This window comes from Parendozoicomonas verongulae, from assembly GCF_009711465.1.
Taxonomy (GTDB): Bacteria; Pseudomonadota; Gammaproteobacteria; order Pseudomonadales; family Endozoicomonadaceae; genus Sansalvadorimonas; species Sansalvadorimonas verongulae.
On the sequence record NZ_SMME01000848.1, the window covers coordinates 1 to 15,378 of the forward strand.

Consider the following 15,378-nt stretch of genomic DNA (forward strand, 5'->3'; position numbering starts at 1 on the left):
AAACTATTAACCACAGTCGTTCAGAATGACCGGAGTTATCCCAGTGCCTCGTGAACTCTGGCAGAAGTGCATGGAAATCCTTCAGGATGAGTTGCCCCTGCAGCAATTCAATACTTGGCTGCGCCCGCTCAAGGTCATGGCTGACCAAGATGAGTTATGTCTGCTGGCGCCAAACCGGTTTGTTCTTGATTGGGTGAAAGACAAGTACCTGCCCCGTATAGAAGAAGTTCTGATGGAGTTGTCTGACGGCAATCCTCCAGCGATTGCCCTTGGTGTCAGCAACCGCAGACCATCGTTCAAATTTTCTTCGGCTGGTGCAGGTGGCGGTGGAGCTGCCAGAGGTGGCAGTAAGCCTTTTTCACCACCACCTTCACGGCCCACCCGACCAGCCGCTCCAGCGCCCTCTTCACAAAGATCTGTCCACAATGATGGTGATCATGGGCAGACTAATCTGGATCTCTACAGCCAGCCTCCTGCTGAGCCTATGGCCAACAGTTCTTCTGCTACCAAAGAGCTGGAAAAGGAATTGCGAGGCTCTGTCGCACCTTCAGAAGAGGTGGTGACTCCTGCTGCTGTGCGCAAGAGTCTGGTGAATCCACTGGCTGCTAGCTATAAGAAGAAAACTGAAATTCACAGCTCCGAGCTACACGGCTCGGAAGCAGTTCCAAATGCAGACGTTCATAGTCAGCTGGGTGCGGATACGCACGCGCAGCGAGAGCCAGAAGTTATTGAGGCTCAGCCTGCCCATCAGGGCTCAGCTGTATCAGTGGAACGGGGAGGCAATCGGCTGCCACCACTGCAGTTTGGTGCGGGTGCTTCCTCACGGATGGTCACACCGAAGCGTCAGGTCGAAGTGGAAGGCAGCATTAAGCACACTAGCTCCCTGAACCGAAGCTTTGTATTTGATACGTTTGTGGAAGGTAAGTCCAACCAGCTGGCACTGGCTGCTGCACGGCAGGTGGCCGAGAACCCGGGTAATGCTTATAACCCGCTGTTTCTTTATGGTGGTGTCGGCTTAGGTAAAACTCACCTTATGCACGCTGTGGGTAACCAGCTGGCGCAACTCAACCCTGATGCGAAAATTGTGTATCTTCACTCCGAACGTTTTGTGGCGGATATGGTAAAAGCACTGCAGTTGAACGCGATTAACGATTTCAAACGTTATTACCGTTCTGTGGATGCACTGCTGATTGATGATATTCAATTCTTTGCAGGTAAAGAGCGTTCCCAGGAAGAGTTCTTTCACACTTTTAACGCACTGCTTGAAGGTGGCCAGCAGATGATTCTTACCTGTGATCGCTATCCGAAAGAAATTTCCGGTTTGGAAGAGCGACTGAAATCCCGTTTTGGTTGGGGTTTGACTGTTGCCGTAGAACCCCCTGAACTGGAAACCCGTGTCGCCATCCTTATGAAGAAAGCGGAACAGGCTCGTGTTGATTTACCACACGACTCTGCTTTCTTTATTGCCCAGCGTATTCGTTCCAATGTTCGAGAGCTGGAAGGTGCATTAAAGCGTGTCATTGCCAGTGCGCACTTTATGGGACGCAAAATTGATGTTGACCTGATTCGTGAGTCTTTGAAGGATTTATTAGCCCTTCAGGATAAACAGGTGAGCATTGAAAATATTCAGCGAACTGTGGCTGAATATTACAAGATCAAGATTTCAGACATACTGTCCAAGAGGCGGAGCCGCTCTGTGGCTCGACCTCGACAAATTGCCATGGCATTGTCTAAAGAGCTGACCAATCACAGCTTGCCGGAAATTGGTGATGCTTATGGTGGGCGCGATCATACAACGGTGTTGCACGCTTGTCGTAAAGTAAAGCAATTGTGTGAAAGCGATGCTGAGATTGCGGAAGATCATAAGAATCTTCTGCGTCTGCTGACCAGTTGATTTGAACAATCCAGATATGAACGCATTTCCTTAGCTAGAGGCGAGAAAGGAAACAATGAAATTTACCATTAACCGGGAAGCCCTGCTTAAGCCACTGTTGCTGGTTGCTGGAGTCGTCGAACGCCGACAGACCCTGCCTGTTCTGTCCAACGTCCTGCTGGTTGCTGAGGGTGACACTCTCTCCCTGACCGGCACCGACCTGGAAGTGGAACTGGTTGGCCGTGTGCACCTCGAAAACCCAGCGGAAGATGGTGAGATTACTGTACCAGCACGGAAGCTGATGGATATCTGCAAGTCTCTTCCTGAAGACAGCGATATCACGTTCCAGCTGGAGGATCAGCGGGTTATTTTCCGCTCCGGGCGCTCACGCTTTACCCTCTCCACCCTGCCTGCCAACGAATTCCCAAGCATTGAGGAAGAGTCTGGCTCTTACTCCTTCTCTATTAATCAGAACCGTTTACGTCGCCTGATTGACCGCACCGGTTTTGCCATGGCTCAGCAGGATGTTCGCTACTACCTGAACGGTATGCTGCTTGAAGTCCGTGATCACGCCCTGCGCTCTGTGGCTACCGATGGCCACCGTTTGGCTATGTGCACTGTTGAAGCAGATATCAGCCAGGATGATCGCCATCAGGTTATCGTTCCTCGCAAAGGTATTCTCGAACTGGCCCGTCTGCTGACAGACGGTGAAGAGATAGTGAATATCACATTGGGGGCTAATCATATCCGTGCAACCACTGGTGACTTTATCTTCACCTCTAAGCTGGTTGACGGTAAGTTCCCTGATTACGAGCGTGTACTCCCCCGCGGCGGAGACAAGATTGTGATTAGTGATCGCCAGACCATGCGTCAGGCTCTGAATCGTGCGTCTATCCTCTCCAACGAGAAATATCGTGGTATTCGCCTGATTCTGGATCAGAACACTATCAATATCATGGCGAACAACCCTGAGCAGGAAGAGGCAGAAGAAGAGATTACCGTAACTTACGAAGGAGGCTCTCTGGAGATTGGCTTTAACGTAAGTTATCTGCTGGATGTACTCTCCGTTATTGATAGTGACGCTGTGAAACTCACCTTGTCCGATCCCAATAGTAGTGCTCTTGTGGAAGAACCCGAAGACAGTGATTCTGTTTACGTGGTTATGCCCATGCGCCTCTGATCCTTTCTTTCTATAGAGATGTCCTTTCTTCAGAAAGTACGCGTGACAGATGTGAGAAATCTCGCATCTGTTACACTCACCCCCTCCCCTTCTATCAATATCCTTTACGGCGCAAATGGCAGTGGCAAGACCAGCTTTCTCGAAGCTGTACACATTCTTGGTACCTCCCGCTCTTTCCGCTCCGCAAAAGTAAAGCCCGTGATTCGTCAGGAACAGGATTCCTGTACTGTCTTTGGACGGGTTAAGGGGAAGGATTCTATTTTCTCTCTTGGTGTGAATCGATCTCAGGATACTGCCTGCAAGATTCACATTAACGGTGAGGTGGCTCGCTTAAGTTCTGATCTCGCCACGATTCTCCCCCTTCAAGTGATTAACCCTGACACCTTTCGGTTGCTGGAAGGCTCCCCGAAAGACCGGCGCCAGTTTCTGGATTGGGGAGTGTTCCATGTGGAACATCGTTTTCTGCAAGCATGGAAGCGCGCCCATAAATCCATGAAACAGCGGAATGCTTTGCTCCGTCATGGTAAAATATCTGATTCGCTTATAGATGTGTGGGATAGTGAGTTATCCCAGAGTGGAGAAGAGATAGATAGTTACAGGCGGGCCTACTTCGAAGCCTTAAAGCCCGTCTTTGAAGAAACCCTGGAAAAACTGTCTGGAATATCCGATGTGCAGATTTCCTACACCCGGGGTTGGGACAAGGAAAGCTCCCTGAGAGACGTTCTCAAGCGTTCTCTAAGAAGGGACTATGAGGCAGGCTATACCCAATGGGGACCTCACAGAGCCGATATCAGGCTGCGCTACAAAGGGCTGCCTGCAGTAGATAACCTGTCCCGAGGGCAACAGAAAGCTGTTGTCTGCGCTCTCAAGCTGGCCCAGGGCAAGCTGTTCAGTGAGAGCAAACCTTTTGGATGTGTCTATCTTGTTGATGACCTTCCATCTGAGCTGGATCGGGATCACCGTTTCCGGCTCTGCAAAATGTTTGAAGATATGAACGCACAGGTGTTTATCACCTGCGTGGACAAAAGTACTCTGGAAAATGTCTGGAGTATGGAGTCAGATGTAAAGATGTTCCATGTGGAACATGGATTGTTGGTTGAAGATTCCAGGGCTGAGCAGGCATCTGCCGTCCCACCCTGATGGATACGGGATAACCAAACTGGTGGCCCATCGTGCAAGAGTCGCGGGGCTGTCAGTGCTATTGGAGAGAGTGGCGGAATGAGTGAACAAACTTATGATGCATCGAATATCAAGGTGCTGAAGGGGCTGGATGCAGTCCGTAAGCGCCCTGGTATGTATATCGGAGACACGGATGATGGAACCGGTCTTCACCACATGGTTTTCGAGATTGTTGATAATTCCATTGACGAGGCGCTGGCCGGTCACTGTTCAGCAATCGACGTAATTATTCATCCTGATGAGTCCGTTACAGTAAAGGATGACGGCCGTGGTATCCCAACGGATATTCACGAAGAAGAAGGGGTTTCTGCCGCCGAAGTTATCATGACTGTGCTCCACGCCGGTGGTAAGTTCGACGACAACACCTATAAGGTGTCTGGTGGCCTGCACGGTGTGGGTGTATCCGTTGTAAACGCCCTCTCCCGTGAACTGCGCATGACGATTCGTCGTAACGGCAGCGTACACCAGCAGATTTACGATAATGGGGTTCCACGTGCACCGCTGTCTGTTGTGGGTGAAACTGAAGGCACTGGTACAGAAGTCACCTTCTGGCCTTCTGCTGAGACCTTCTCAAATATCCACTACAGCTACGATATTCTGGCTAAACGCCTGCGTGAACTGTCATTCCTGAACTCCGGTGTGTGCATCAACCTGAAGGATGAGCGCGATGGCCGTGAAGATCAGTTCATGTATGAAGGCGGCCTGAAAGCCTTCGTTGAGTACCTGAATCAGAACAAAACCGCTGTTAATAAGGTATTCCACTTTAACGCCCAGCACGAAGACGGTGTTGGTGTTGAAGTGGCTATGCAGTGGAATGACAGCTTCCAGGAAAGCATCTACTGCTTTACCAACAACATCACCAACCGTGATGGTGGTACGCACCTGGCGGGCTTCCGTGCAGCTCTGACCCGTACCCTGAACAACTACATCGAAGCGGAAGGTCTGGCCAAGAAGCAGAAGGTCAGCACCACCGGTGACGATGCCCGTGAAGGCCTGACCGCTATTGTGTCGGTGAAGGTTCCCGATCCCAAGTTCTCCTCCCAGACGAAGGATAAGCTGGTATCTTCCGAAGTGAAGACCGCTGTGGAACAGGAAATGGGTCGTGCTCTTTCCGAATTTCTGGTGGAGAATCCTCAGGAATCCAAGCTTGTTGTCAATAAGATGCTGGACGCTGCGAGAGCCCGTGAGGCCGCCCGTAAGGCCCGTGAGATGACTCGTCGTAAAGGTGCTCTGGATATCGCAGGTCTGCCCGGAAAGCTGGCAGACTGTCAGGAGAAGGACCCTGCCCTCTCTGAGCTCTACATAGTGGAGGGTGACTCTGCGGGTGGATCGGCCAAACAGGGCCGTGACCGCAGAACCCAGGCGATCCTGCCTCTGAAAGGTAAGATCCTGAACGTAGAGAAAGCCCGCTTTGATAAGATGCTCTCTTCTCAGGAAGTGGGTACCCTGATCACGGCGCTGGGCTGCGGCATTGGCCGCGAAGAGTTCAACCCTGAGAAGCTCCGTTACCACAGCATCATTATCATGACTGATGCGGATGTGGATGGTGCTCACATTCGTACCCTGCTGCTGACCTTCTTCTTCCGTCAGATGCCTGAGCTGATCGAGAAAGGCTACATCTACATTGCCCAGCCACCTCTCTATAAGGTGAAGCGTGGCAAGCAGGAGCAGTACCTGAAGGACGACGATGCCCTGCAGGAGTACCTCACCACCATGGCGCTGGAAAACGCCAGCCTGCACGTGAATGAGGACGCTCCTGGCATTGCGGATGATCAGCTGGAAGCTCTGGTGAACGAGTACCGTAAGGTTCAGGGTGTGATTAACCGTCTGGCTCGCCTGTATCCTACGGATGTGCTGCAGCAGATGATCTACGCTGATGCGCTCAGTGAAGAGAATCTGAAGGACAAGGCGCTGATTGAAGGCTGGGTAACCAAACTCAACGAAAATCTGTCCAGCAATGTGATGTCCGGCAGTATTATGTCTATGCGCGTAGTCGAGGACAAAGAGCACAACTGCTGGCTGCCAGAGGTGTCTGTAAAGGCCCACGGTCTGGAAACGATTTACCTGTTCCAAAGCGAGTTCTTCTCCTCCAACGACTACGGCCAGATCATGTCTCTGGGTAGCAAGTTGAACGGCCTGCTGGAGAAAGGTGCCCATATCCAGAAAGGAGAGCGCAAGCAACCTGTCGATACATTCGATCAGGGCCTCGACTGGCTGATGTACGAATCCACCAAACGCCATGGTATTCAGCGCTATAAGGGTCTTGGGGAAATGAACCCTGACCAGCTCTGGGAAACCACCATGGACCCAATCAACCGCCGTATGCTGAAAGTGACTATCGAAGACGCCATTGCGGCGGACCAGATTTTCACAACCCTGATGGGAGATCAGGTGGAACCACGTCGTGACTTTATCGAGAGTAACGCTCTGAAAGTGGCCAACCTCGACGTTTAAGGTTTCTCATTCTTTGAATAGCCGATGGTTTTCCATCGGCTTTTTTATCGAAGGTAATGCTATGCAGGAAATACAATCTTTCATTCGCAATGAATTGACAGAGGCGCAGGAAGTCCTCACACGCTTTCTGGCTGATGAAGAACAGCTGCAGAAAATCCAGAATGCCGCAGAGTTGATTGCCGAATCCTTCAAGGCCGGTGGCAAAGTGCTTTCCTGTGGTAATGGCGGCTCCCACTGCGACGCCATGCATTTTGCAGAAGAGCTAACCGGCCGTTATCGTGATAATCGCCCCGGCTACCCGGGTATCGCTATTTCCGACCCTAGCCACCTCTCATGCGTCAGCAACGATTTTGGCTATGAGTATGTATTCAGCCGTTATGTGGAAGCTGTGGCGCAGTCTGGAGATGTTGTGCTGGGTATCAGTACCAGCGGTAACTCTGGTAACGTGATCAAGGCTTTTGAAGCCGCTGCGGCTAAGGGTGTGAAAACCATCGCTCTTACCGGCAAGGATGGCGGTAAGATGGCTGGTATGGCGGATATCGAAATCTGTGTACCACATTTTGGTTACGCAGACCGTATCCAGGAAGTCCATATTAAAGTTATCCACATCCTGATTGGCACTATTGAGAAGTTGATGGAAGCTCATTGATTTTATCTACAGGTCAGGTAAGTGCTTGACCTGTATAGTTTTTTTATTATTTCCCCCTGCTGTCGAACAGACTCCTTCCGTACCTTGTCAGTTTCACTAACACACGGGTTATCCACATCCCGACAAAGTGGTTAGCCTGTGGTCAAAACAGTTATCTCGGACATAAATATTTGAGGTGACTGCTATGAGTACACCAATTCCGATGGCAACAGAAAGCTTTAACCAGCAGCCTCTACAGAGCTTGGCTACACACCTGCCAACAGGATGCTGGCAGGGACAGTATGTCGCTCAGGCTAACGGTGAACCTCTCATGGCTGATCATCTCTTGCCTGAAAAAACGCAGCGTTACATGAGTGAAAATAAGCGCTGGGAGATAATTTCTGGTGGTTTTGTTGCTACGGTCGGAGCTGGCGGAACTGTGTTATCTACGGTTTCAGCTATTGGATTACAACTGACGAACTTGTGGCCTCTTTCTGCTGAAGGCCTGAACCTTGCTGTCGCCACTGTTCCCAGTGTTATTTGTGGTGTGAATATTTCAACGCTTCTCAGCTTCTCACTGTATGCCGGTATTGGATTGGGTAGTCTGGGAGTTTCTGCCCTGGGGTGCCTGGGAGCCGCATATCTCTATACGGAGCTGTATGGTGAAAAAGCCGAGTGCGGAAAGCAATTGAATCAGGTGCAAAAAGAGCATGACCTTTGGAAGAAGCGTGTTGAGCTGTGTGACCGAAAAAGAGAAGGTGTGTGGGAGGCTGTCAAAGGGTGTATTCCCTGGCTCAGAAATCGCGATCATGAATCTGCTTTCCATGAATTAGAACGGCGCTATCAGCAGCATCTGGACGGAATAGATCGCTACAACGGTCGGGATCCTAAAAAGGTCCGAGCCATGGTGAACGCTGCTGCTCCTCTGGAGCGAATGTACCGCAGAGATCACGGTTTAACGTCTTATGAATCTTCCCCTGAATATCTGGATCGCCGTCTGGAAATATTAAACCCCCAGGAGGATGGCACCATAGGCTCACGCTTGTTGGAAAGAAAGCGCTCTGCCTTGCCCTGCCGTATTTTGCGCAGCGGAGTCTCGTCAGTGTGTCGCAGAAAACTGCAGTCTGTCTACTCGCAACTCATAACCCGTAATCAGGCGAAGTGGCGACAGGATTCCTATGAATATAAGGCGCGAAAACAAGCCCTGCAGGCCTGTATGAGTATTGAGGAAAAAAGAGCCCAGCTCCTGGAGAACGAAGAGCGAAGCCGACAGCATAGGCAGTTTTTAACCCGGGAATACAACCGCCTGTAAAAGTGTATTGGAACAGTTAAGCGTGATAACAGAGCTGTCAGGTGGCTCCTAACAATGCACTTATCTAAAGGTCAAAATAATATCTCGAAATGGTTGATTGAGGTATGGACGTATGTATTCACAAAGCCTGAGTTATCCCCCTCCTGCTTCACCATGCTCAACAATCAACACAGTCACACGGCAGGCAGAAGGTCGGCCGTGGCAAGAAAAAAGCGTTACTCTCCCAGTGCCTTACAAGCCACGTAAATACATGACCAGTAAGAAATGCTGGGAAAGGGTCGACCGCGGGCACAACTCTGCTCTGCGTTTGGCCTGCAGTGTTGCGCTGATTGCAATCCCTGTACTGCGCATTACTGGCCTCTGGCCCACCTTCTCAAGCGCTACTTCCAGCAGTATGTGTATGCTGAAAAGCCTTTCGACGACCCTGCAGTTGAATAATACAACGGTTACACAAGTCGTCATGCAGCCCTCTTTTTTGCAGCGGTGTGCCTGTTATGGCGGAAGTTTTCTTCGGGCTGCACCTTATGAGTTCATCGCTATTGCAGGGGTGGGTGTTGTGACTATTGGGGCTTTCTCATTGCTTCATATTGGTATGGCTCGGGCCCATTGTGCAATATTCGGCGAAAGAGATGAGTGTAAAAAGGAACTGGAGAAATCACAGGAAAAAACCCTCAGACTGCAAGAGGAGCTCAGTCAGTGCTATGGGCAAAGGGCGGACATCATAAATGCTATCGACAGCCATGCCCCCTGGTTTCGAAAAATGTCCCCTGAGTCTGCCAGACAAGAGCTGAACAGGCGGTATAACAATCATATTGCCAGTCTTCATCGTTATAACAGCCGTGACCCGGAAAAAGCCCTGAATATGATGAAAGAGGCTGCACCTGTGGAAGCATCCTTCAGACATGCCTGCGGTTTTACCCCGTATACTTCTTCACCGGAATATCTGGATCGCAGATTGGGTATGGCACAGGACGATGGGATTGCATATCGACTACTGGAAAGAAAGCGAAGGGCCTTCTCTCCCAGAATTTTGCGTAATGGTGCGTCAACGTTTCGCAGACAGCTGCAAATCATCTATAGCAAAGTGACGGGACGGGATGAGGCAGATATACGACAGGATTTATATGACTACGAAGGCCGAAAACGAGCCGCTGAATGCTACTTGGAATTTGAAGAGAAGAGAAAAAAACTGGAAGTGAAAGAGCGCAGAAGCAGAGCTGAGACACTGTTTCTTCATTCCGACTTTCAACGCCTTCTTTCTTAAGAAAAAGCAGGGAAATCCCCTGCTCTTATCTTTTCTGTCTTGTGTTTAGTAGGGCTTATTAGTCACAACCCAATCCCTGATCTCATCTGTGAGCTCAGGGACTTCCTTACCTTTACTTTCAATGGCTGGACCAATACGCACAACAATTTCTCCGGGCGTTTTCAACCATTTGTGAGAGGGCCAGTAACGTCCGGCATTATGTGCCACAGGTAGCACGGGAACACCAGCATAAGTGGCCAGAGAGGCTGTACCGCGGGTGAAGTATCCCACTTCCGGCCAGCGCTTACGGGTGCCTTCCGGAAATATGGCTACCCAGTGTTTGTCTTCAAGGGCAGTCTTTCCTTTCTCAATCACTTGCTGCAAGGCCGAACGGCCATCTTTCCGGTCGATAGCAATCGGATTTACTTTTTTGTAAGCCCAACCAAAGAACGGAATCGCCAGCAGCTCTTTCTTGATCACTGTTGATTGAGGAGTAAAAAGAATCTGTACCAGAAAGGTTTCCCAGGGAGACTGGTGATTACTGGCCACCACACAGGGTTTATCCGGAATGTTTTCCTCACCTTCTACGCGCCAGGTTATCCCGCAGATGGTTTTACTAAAAAAGAGACTGACGGTGCAGTAGGTTCTGATAACAAACGCATGTCGCTTATATTTCGGAACGAAATACACAGCAAAAATAACAAAGGAGCACCACAGAAACGTCCAGAGAATCCAGACCATATAAAACAGAATGGTTCTTAACCAGCAAAGCAATATCGTTATTCTTGTCATTGTTTGGGTTTAGTCCTTGGTTAGCTAGTCCTGAGTCAGAAAGTCAGCAAACTCCAGCAGATTATTAACAACACGAATACCGTCCAGATTCAGCCCTTTGCCCAGGGTTCTTTGCCCCTTCCCGGTCTTCACCAAAACGGGCTGGCAGCCGCAGGATTGGGCCACCTGCATATCCTTGGCTGTATCGCCAACAAACCACGCGCCTTTGGCATCGCAGTTAAGAGCCTTCTCAATTTGACGAACAAGGCCGGGCTTTGGCTTACGGCACTCACAGTTCTCATCCGGGGTGTGGGGGCAAAAGCGGATACAGGCAATCTGCCCGCCAGCCTTCTCAACCAAACCCCTCATTTTAGCGTGCATCGCATCAAGGGTTGCGAGGGAATAGTAACCCCGCCCTACCCCAGACTGGTTGGTAGCAACAGCCACAGTAAAACCTGCCTGACACAGTTTTGCGATAGCCTCGATACTTCCGGGAACAGGGTGCCACTCCTGCGGAGACTTAATATAGTCGTCCGAATCTTCGTTTATGACCCCATCACGGTCGAGGATTACCAACTGCATGAAATAGCCTGATCTTGCCTTTGAGATTATGAGTATTAGCAGGTCGGCGCTCCACCGAACGCCGACCGGCACACAAACAAGATAATTCAATCGATTAATTTGTTTGCAGCAGGGAGATATCAGCGATATCCAGGAACAGATGACGCAGCTTCTTCAGCAGGGCGTAGCGGTTCATCTTCACCTGCTCGTCTTCCACGTTCACCATAACCTTGTCGAAGAAGGTGTCCACAGGCTCTTTCAGTTGCGCCAGAATGTTCATGGCGACGCTGTAGTTGCCTGCAACCAGCAGAGGCTCCACGTCGCTTACACAGGTTTTGATAACGCTGTGCAGGCTCTTCTCGGCATCTTCCTGAAGCAGCTCGGTGGCAATGTTATCTGGGATAATAACGTCGCCAGCCTTAGCCAGAATATTGGACACACGCTTGTTAGCAGAGGCCAGTGCAGCGGCTTCCGGCAGTGACATAAAGTCTGCAATCGCCTTCACGCGTTGATCGAAGTCGTAAGGGCGGGAAGGCTTCAGAGCTTTTACAGACAGGAACACTTCTGCCGCAATACCTTCACCCTGATACCAGGAACGGAAACGATCCAGCATGAATTCCAGAACAGTATCGTTCAGTTCCTTACCTGCTGGAAGTTCAACGCCCTGAGCACGGTAACCTTCGATGGCTTCATTGATCAGATCGCACAGATCAAGGTTCAGACGCTTCTCAACGATGATGCGCAATACGCCCAGTGTCGCACGACGAAGTGCGAATGGATCTTTGCTGCCAGACGGTGGCTGTTTAATACCGAAGATACCGGTGATGGTGTCCATCTTGTCGGCGATAGCCACAGCGCAACCGGTCAGCGTGGTTGGCAGCTCGTCGCCGGCAAAGCGAGGCATATACTGCTCGTTCAGAGCCTTGCATACGTCGGCCTGTTCACCGTCGTGCTCTGCGTAATACATGCCCATGATGCCTTGCAGGTCAGTGAACTCCAGCACCATTTCAGAAACCAGATCAGACTTGCACAGTTCACCGGCGCGCTTGGCGTTGTCTGCGTTACCTTCTTCTTTGGTGGCAACAAACGACGCAAGGCGTGCGATACGTTCGGTCTTGTCGAATATGGATCCCAGATCTTTCTGAAAGACGACAGGTTTCAGTTTTTCACGGTTGGCGTCCAGCGTCGTCTTCCTGTCGGTTTCGTAGAAGAAACGGGCATCAGCCAGACGTGGTCGTATAACCTTTTCGTTACCGGAGATGATCTGGGAAGGGTCTTTGCTCTGGATGTTGGTAATGGTGATGAAGTGTGGCATCAGCTCACCTTCGTCGTTCACCACATGGAAGTACTTCTGGTGCTCTTTCATGGAAGAGATCAGGGCTTCGGACGGCACTTCCAGGAAGGCATCGTCAAAGCGACCAGACAGTGCAGACGGCCACTCGTTCAGAGACGCCACTTCTTCCAGCAGATCTTCATCAATGACAGCTACGCCACCCAGCTTGTGAGCTTCCGTTTCAACCTGCTGGCGAATAGTGGATTTACGGCTGTCATAATCCGCTACCACAAAACCGGTACGAGCCAGCAGCTTCTGATAATCCGATGGTTGCTCAATAGCAATCACATCGTTGTGATGGAAGCGGTGACCACGTGTTTCACGGCCAGATTTCATGCCCAGGATTTCGCAATCCACAATATCGCTGCCAAACAGAGTCACCAGCCACTGAACAGGGCGAACGAACTCAGTGCGGCTGCGGCCCCAGCGCATGCGTTTAGGAATAGGCAGTTCATCCAGCGCGGCGGAGATAATGTCAGGCAGCAGCTCTGTAGTGGCCTTGCCCTGCTCTACGGAGCGGTAAACCAGCCATGCGCCTTTCTTGGTTTCCATATGGTCGAGGTCTGCCACCTCAACGCCACAGGAACGGGCGAAGCCCTGTGCGGCCTTGCTTGGGTTGCCTTCTGCATCAAAGGCCGCCTGAACGGCCGGGCCACGACGTTCGACGTTCTTGTCAGGTTGCGCAGTTTCCAGATCACGGATCAACAGAGCCAGACGACGGGGGGCCGCGAAAGGCTGATGGGTACCGCACTTAAGGCCAGCCTGTTCCAGACGTGTCAGAATGCCGCTGGTGAAAGCGTCAGACAGCTTGCGCAGAGCTTTTGGAGGCAGCTCTTCAGTGCCCAGTTCAACCAGAAAATCTTGAGCGGACATTATTTACCCTCCTGAATGTCGTCTTTCAGTAGCTCTTGGCGAATATCTTCATCAGCCAGAGGGAAGCCCAGCTTCTTACGGGCGTCGTAGTAAGCCTTGGCCACAGCACGGGCCAGAGTACGCACACGCAGGATGTAACGCTGACGCTCGGTCACGGAGATCGCGTGACGGGCATCCAGCAGGTTGAAGGTATGAGACGCTTTCAGGGTGTATTCGTAGGCAGGCAGAGGCAGACCCAGTTCAACCAGACGGGCAGATTCCTGCTCGAAGAAGTCGAAGTGCTCAAACAGCACCTTGGTGTCGGCGTGTTCAAAGTTGAAGGTAGACTGCTCTACTTCGTTCTGGTGGAACACATCGCCGTAGGTCACAGGGCCTTGAGGGCCGTGGGTCCAGATCAGGTCGTAAACGCTGTCTACTTCCTGAATGTACATGGCCAGACGTTCCAGACCGTAGGTGATTTCGCCAGTCACAGGGAAGCACTCAAGGCCGCCCACTTGCTGGAAGTAGGTGAACTGGGATACTTCCATGCCGTTCATCCACACTTCCCAGCCAAGACCCCAGGCCCCCAGAGTTGGGGATTCCCAGTTGTCTTCCACAAAACGGATGTCATGAACCAGAGGATCAACACCCAGCGCACGCAGGGAGTCCAGATACAGCTCCTGAATATTGGATGGGTTTGGCTTCATCACCACCTGGAACTGGTAGTAGTGTTGCAGACGGTTGGGGTTTTCACCGTAACGACCATCGGTAGGACGGCGGCTTGGCTGAACGTAAGCGGCGTTCCAGTTCTCAGGGCCGATGGCACGCAGGAAGGTGCCGGGGTGGAATGTACCGGCGCCCACTTCCATGTCCAAAGGTTGCATGACTACACAGCCATGGCTTGCCCAGAAGTTTTGCAGGGTAAGTATCAGCCCCTGAAACGTATTCACGTCGGGCGTATTCTGGTCGCTCACAGTACCACCTCGGGTTGGATTCCATCGCCTGCCTCCGTGGGAAGCAGGCCAAATAATTAAAATTGAGCGGATTATACCTCAGATGCACCGTGGGAATGCAGCCTTGGGATGCAGGAATGTCACTTAATGGCGCCAATTTACTCGGAGGCAGGCTTTTACCGTTTAGCAGGGGTTGTGTCTGGTCCCATAGGAAAGAAAACGGATGGCGATATGTGAAAACGCTGTGACAGTGCTTGGATATGATCCCTGGTGAGTTTCCGGGTTCCATTGAGAATCATAGATACAAGACTCTTACCACCAATCTCCTCTTTGAGGTCATCAGCCTTGAGCTGATATTGGTCTATCAGTGTACGGAGTACCGCAGCACCGTCATCGAGGTTTTCGACTCTTTGGTTGAACTCTGCAAACTCATCAGACTCGTTCTCCCAGCGCTCGATGGATGCAGAAAGGATTTCGATCAAAGGAACATAGTTGTCATATTCCTCAATAAGTTCATCCATCAGATCAAGGGCTGTCTTGTACTCCTCTTCACTCTGTATACGGCCAACAAAGCTTGCTTCAGCAAAGAGGTCAGTAGCTTTGGCTTTTATGTTAGAGAATCTCATCTCTTAGCCTCCTTCGCGTATTTTTTGCACAGTTTGTCGTATTCTGCATGGGACACAATGTGCTTCACATATATCCTGTTATCTCGAAACTCTATAAAAGCAATGAGTCTTAGATTGTTTCCGCTGATATCTATGACCCACCACTTGTCCTTGTGTTTGAAGTTATCCAGGCTCGGATACAGATTTTTGAGTTCGTTGGGGTTATGAAAGTTCCCATTTCTCAATGACTTATAAACAGCCTCAATCGCGGCAGACTGATTTGGATATTTCCTTACCGCGTCATTGAATGGTTTTCTGGATATTACGTGCATAACGACCCTAAGTTCACTATGAGTGAACTCTAGCATCCTCCGACATAGTTCACAATATGTGAATTATGTCGGAGGCTAATGTTCACAAAGCGGGGGAAGTTC

At 50.7% G+C, this 15,378-nt stretch carries 13 protein-coding genes and 1 pseudogene; 8 read left to right on the forward strand and 6 right to left on the reverse strand.

Annotation, left to right across the window (positions count from 1 at the left end):
- Nucleotides 1-25: 25 nt before the first annotated feature.
- The 8 genes and pseudogenes from E1189_RS25815 to E1189_RS14435 all read left to right on the forward strand — a co-directional run.
- Nucleotides 26-223 (forward strand): annotated as a pseudogene (locus tag E1189_RS25815) (DnaA N-terminal domain-containing protein); the annotation flags it as partial.
- 261 nt (nucleotides 224-484) lie between these two features.
- On the forward strand, nucleotides 485-1,894 hold the full coding sequence (dnaA, locus tag E1189_RS14405; RefSeq protein WP_456238841.1) for a chromosomal replication initiator protein DnaA: 1,410 nt from the start codon (nucleotides 485-487) through the stop codon (nucleotides 1,892-1,894).
- A 55-nt stretch (nucleotides 1,895-1,949) separates the two neighbouring features.
- Nucleotides 1,950-3,053, forward strand: coding sequence for a DNA polymerase III subunit beta (dnaN, locus tag E1189_RS14410; protein ID WP_155161029.1), 1,104 nt, complete (start codon nucleotides 1,950-1,952; stop codon nucleotides 3,051-3,053).
- Between the two features lie 18 nt (nucleotides 3,054-3,071).
- On the forward strand, nucleotides 3,072-4,193 hold the full coding sequence (gene recF, locus E1189_RS14415) for a DNA replication/repair protein RecF (RefSeq protein WP_155161030.1): 1,122 nt from the start codon (nucleotides 3,072-3,074) through the stop codon (nucleotides 4,191-4,193).
- Between the two features lie 78 nt (nucleotides 4,194-4,271).
- Complete coding sequence (gene gyrB, locus E1189_RS14420; RefSeq protein WP_155161031.1) at nucleotides 4,272-6,686, forward strand: DNA topoisomerase (ATP-hydrolyzing) subunit B; 2,415 nt, start codon at nucleotides 4,272-4,274, stop codon at nucleotides 6,684-6,686.
- 13 nt (nucleotides 6,687-6,699) lie between these two features.
- Nucleotides 6,700-7,335, forward strand: coding sequence for a D-sedoheptulose 7-phosphate isomerase (gene lpcA, locus E1189_RS14425; RefSeq protein ID WP_230460408.1), 636 nt, complete (start codon nucleotides 6,700-6,702; stop codon nucleotides 7,333-7,335).
- Nucleotides 7,336-7,519: 184 nt separating this feature from the next.
- Nucleotides 7,520-8,626 carry a hypothetical protein gene (locus E1189_RS14430; RefSeq protein ID WP_155161033.1) on the forward strand — a complete coding sequence of 369 codons (1,107 nt, stop codon included), beginning with the start codon at nucleotides 7,520-7,522 and terminating at the stop codon, nucleotides 8,624-8,626.
- Between the two features lie 400 nt (nucleotides 8,627-9,026).
- Nucleotides 9,027-9,890 (forward strand): hypothetical protein, encoded by an 864-nt coding sequence (locus E1189_RS14435; RefSeq protein WP_155161034.1) that lies wholly within the window; start codon nucleotides 9,027-9,029, stop codon nucleotides 9,888-9,890.
- A gap of 45 nt (nucleotides 9,891-9,935) precedes the next feature.
- Here the strand turns inward: E1189_RS14435 and E1189_RS14440 are convergent, their stop codons facing one another.
- From E1189_RS14440 to E1189_RS14465, 6 genes are all read right to left on the reverse strand, one after another.
- On the reverse strand, nucleotides 9,936-10,661 hold the full coding sequence (locus tag E1189_RS14440) for a lysophospholipid acyltransferase family protein (protein WP_155161035.1): 726 nt from the start codon (nucleotides 10,659-10,661) through the stop codon (nucleotides 9,936-9,938).
- Between the two features lie 24 nt (nucleotides 10,662-10,685).
- Entirely contained in the window at nucleotides 10,686-11,222 is a 537-nt protein-coding gene (gmhB, locus tag E1189_RS14445) for a D-glycero-beta-D-manno-heptose 1,7-bisphosphate 7-phosphatase (RefSeq protein WP_155161036.1), read from the reverse strand.
- Between the two features lie 94 nt (nucleotides 11,223-11,316).
- Nucleotides 11,317-13,407 (reverse strand): glycine--tRNA ligase subunit beta, encoded by a 2,091-nt coding sequence (gene glyS / locus E1189_RS14450; RefSeq protein ID WP_155161037.1) that lies wholly within the window; start codon nucleotides 13,405-13,407, stop codon nucleotides 11,317-11,319.
- Nucleotides 13,407-14,360 (reverse strand): glycine--tRNA ligase subunit alpha, encoded by a 954-nt coding sequence (gene glyQ / locus E1189_RS14455; protein WP_329602053.1) that lies wholly within the window; start codon nucleotides 14,358-14,360, stop codon nucleotides 13,407-13,409. Before glyQ ends, glyS begins: the two co-directional genes overlap by 1 nt.
- Nucleotides 14,361-14,515: 155 nt before the next feature.
- Nucleotides 14,516-14,965 carry a helix-turn-helix domain-containing protein gene (locus tag E1189_RS14460; protein ID WP_155161038.1) on the reverse strand — a complete coding sequence of 150 codons (450 nt, stop codon included), beginning with the start codon at nucleotides 14,963-14,965 and terminating at the stop codon, nucleotides 14,516-14,518.
- Complete coding sequence (locus E1189_RS14465) at nucleotides 14,962-15,312, reverse strand: type II toxin-antitoxin system HigB family toxin (protein ID WP_329602054.1); 351 nt, start codon at nucleotides 15,310-15,312, stop codon at nucleotides 14,962-14,964. The genes E1189_RS14460 and E1189_RS14465 overlap by 4 nt, the downstream gene beginning before the upstream one ends.
- Nucleotides 15,313-15,378: the final 66 nt, after the last annotated feature.

Excerpts from the sequence above, each read along its gene's own strand:
- dnaA (WP_456238841.1), top strand. The coding sequence starts at position 485 with ATGGCCAACAGTTCTTCTGCTACCAAAGAGCTGGAAAAGGAATTGCGA.
- gyrB (WP_155161031.1), top strand. The coding sequence starts at position 4,272 with ATGAGTGAACAAACTTATGATGCATCGAATATCAAGGTGCTGAAGGGG.
- E1189_RS14440 (WP_155161035.1), bottom strand. The coding sequence starts at position 10,661 with ATGACAAGAATAACGATATTGCTTTGCTGGTTAAGAACCATTCTGTTT.
- dnaN (WP_155161029.1), top strand. The coding sequence starts at position 1,950 with ATGAAATTTACCATTAACCGGGAAGCCCTGCTTAAGCCACTGTTGCTG.
- E1189_RS14460 (WP_155161038.1), bottom strand. The coding sequence starts at position 14,965 with ATGAGATTCTCTAACATAAAAGCCAAAGCTACTGACCTCTTTGCTGAA.
- gmhB (WP_155161036.1), bottom strand. The coding sequence starts at position 11,222 with ATGCAGTTGGTAATCCTCGACCGTGATGGGGTCATAAACGAAGATTCG.
- E1189_RS14465 (WP_329602054.1), bottom strand. The coding sequence starts at position 15,312 with ATGCTAGAGTTCACTCATAGTGAACTTAGGGTCGTTATGCACGTAATA.
- recF (WP_155161030.1), top strand. The coding sequence starts at position 3,072 with ATGTCCTTTCTTCAGAAAGTACGCGTGACAGATGTGAGAAATCTCGCA.
- E1189_RS14435 (WP_155161034.1), top strand. The coding sequence starts at position 9,027 with ATGCTGAAAAGCCTTTCGACGACCCTGCAGTTGAATAATACAACGGTT.
- E1189_RS14430 (WP_155161033.1), top strand. The coding sequence starts at position 7,520 with ATGAGTACACCAATTCCGATGGCAACAGAAAGCTTTAACCAGCAGCCT.
- glyS (WP_155161037.1), bottom strand. The coding sequence starts at position 13,407 with ATGTCCGCTCAAGATTTTCTGGTTGAACTGGGCACTGAAGAGCTGCCT.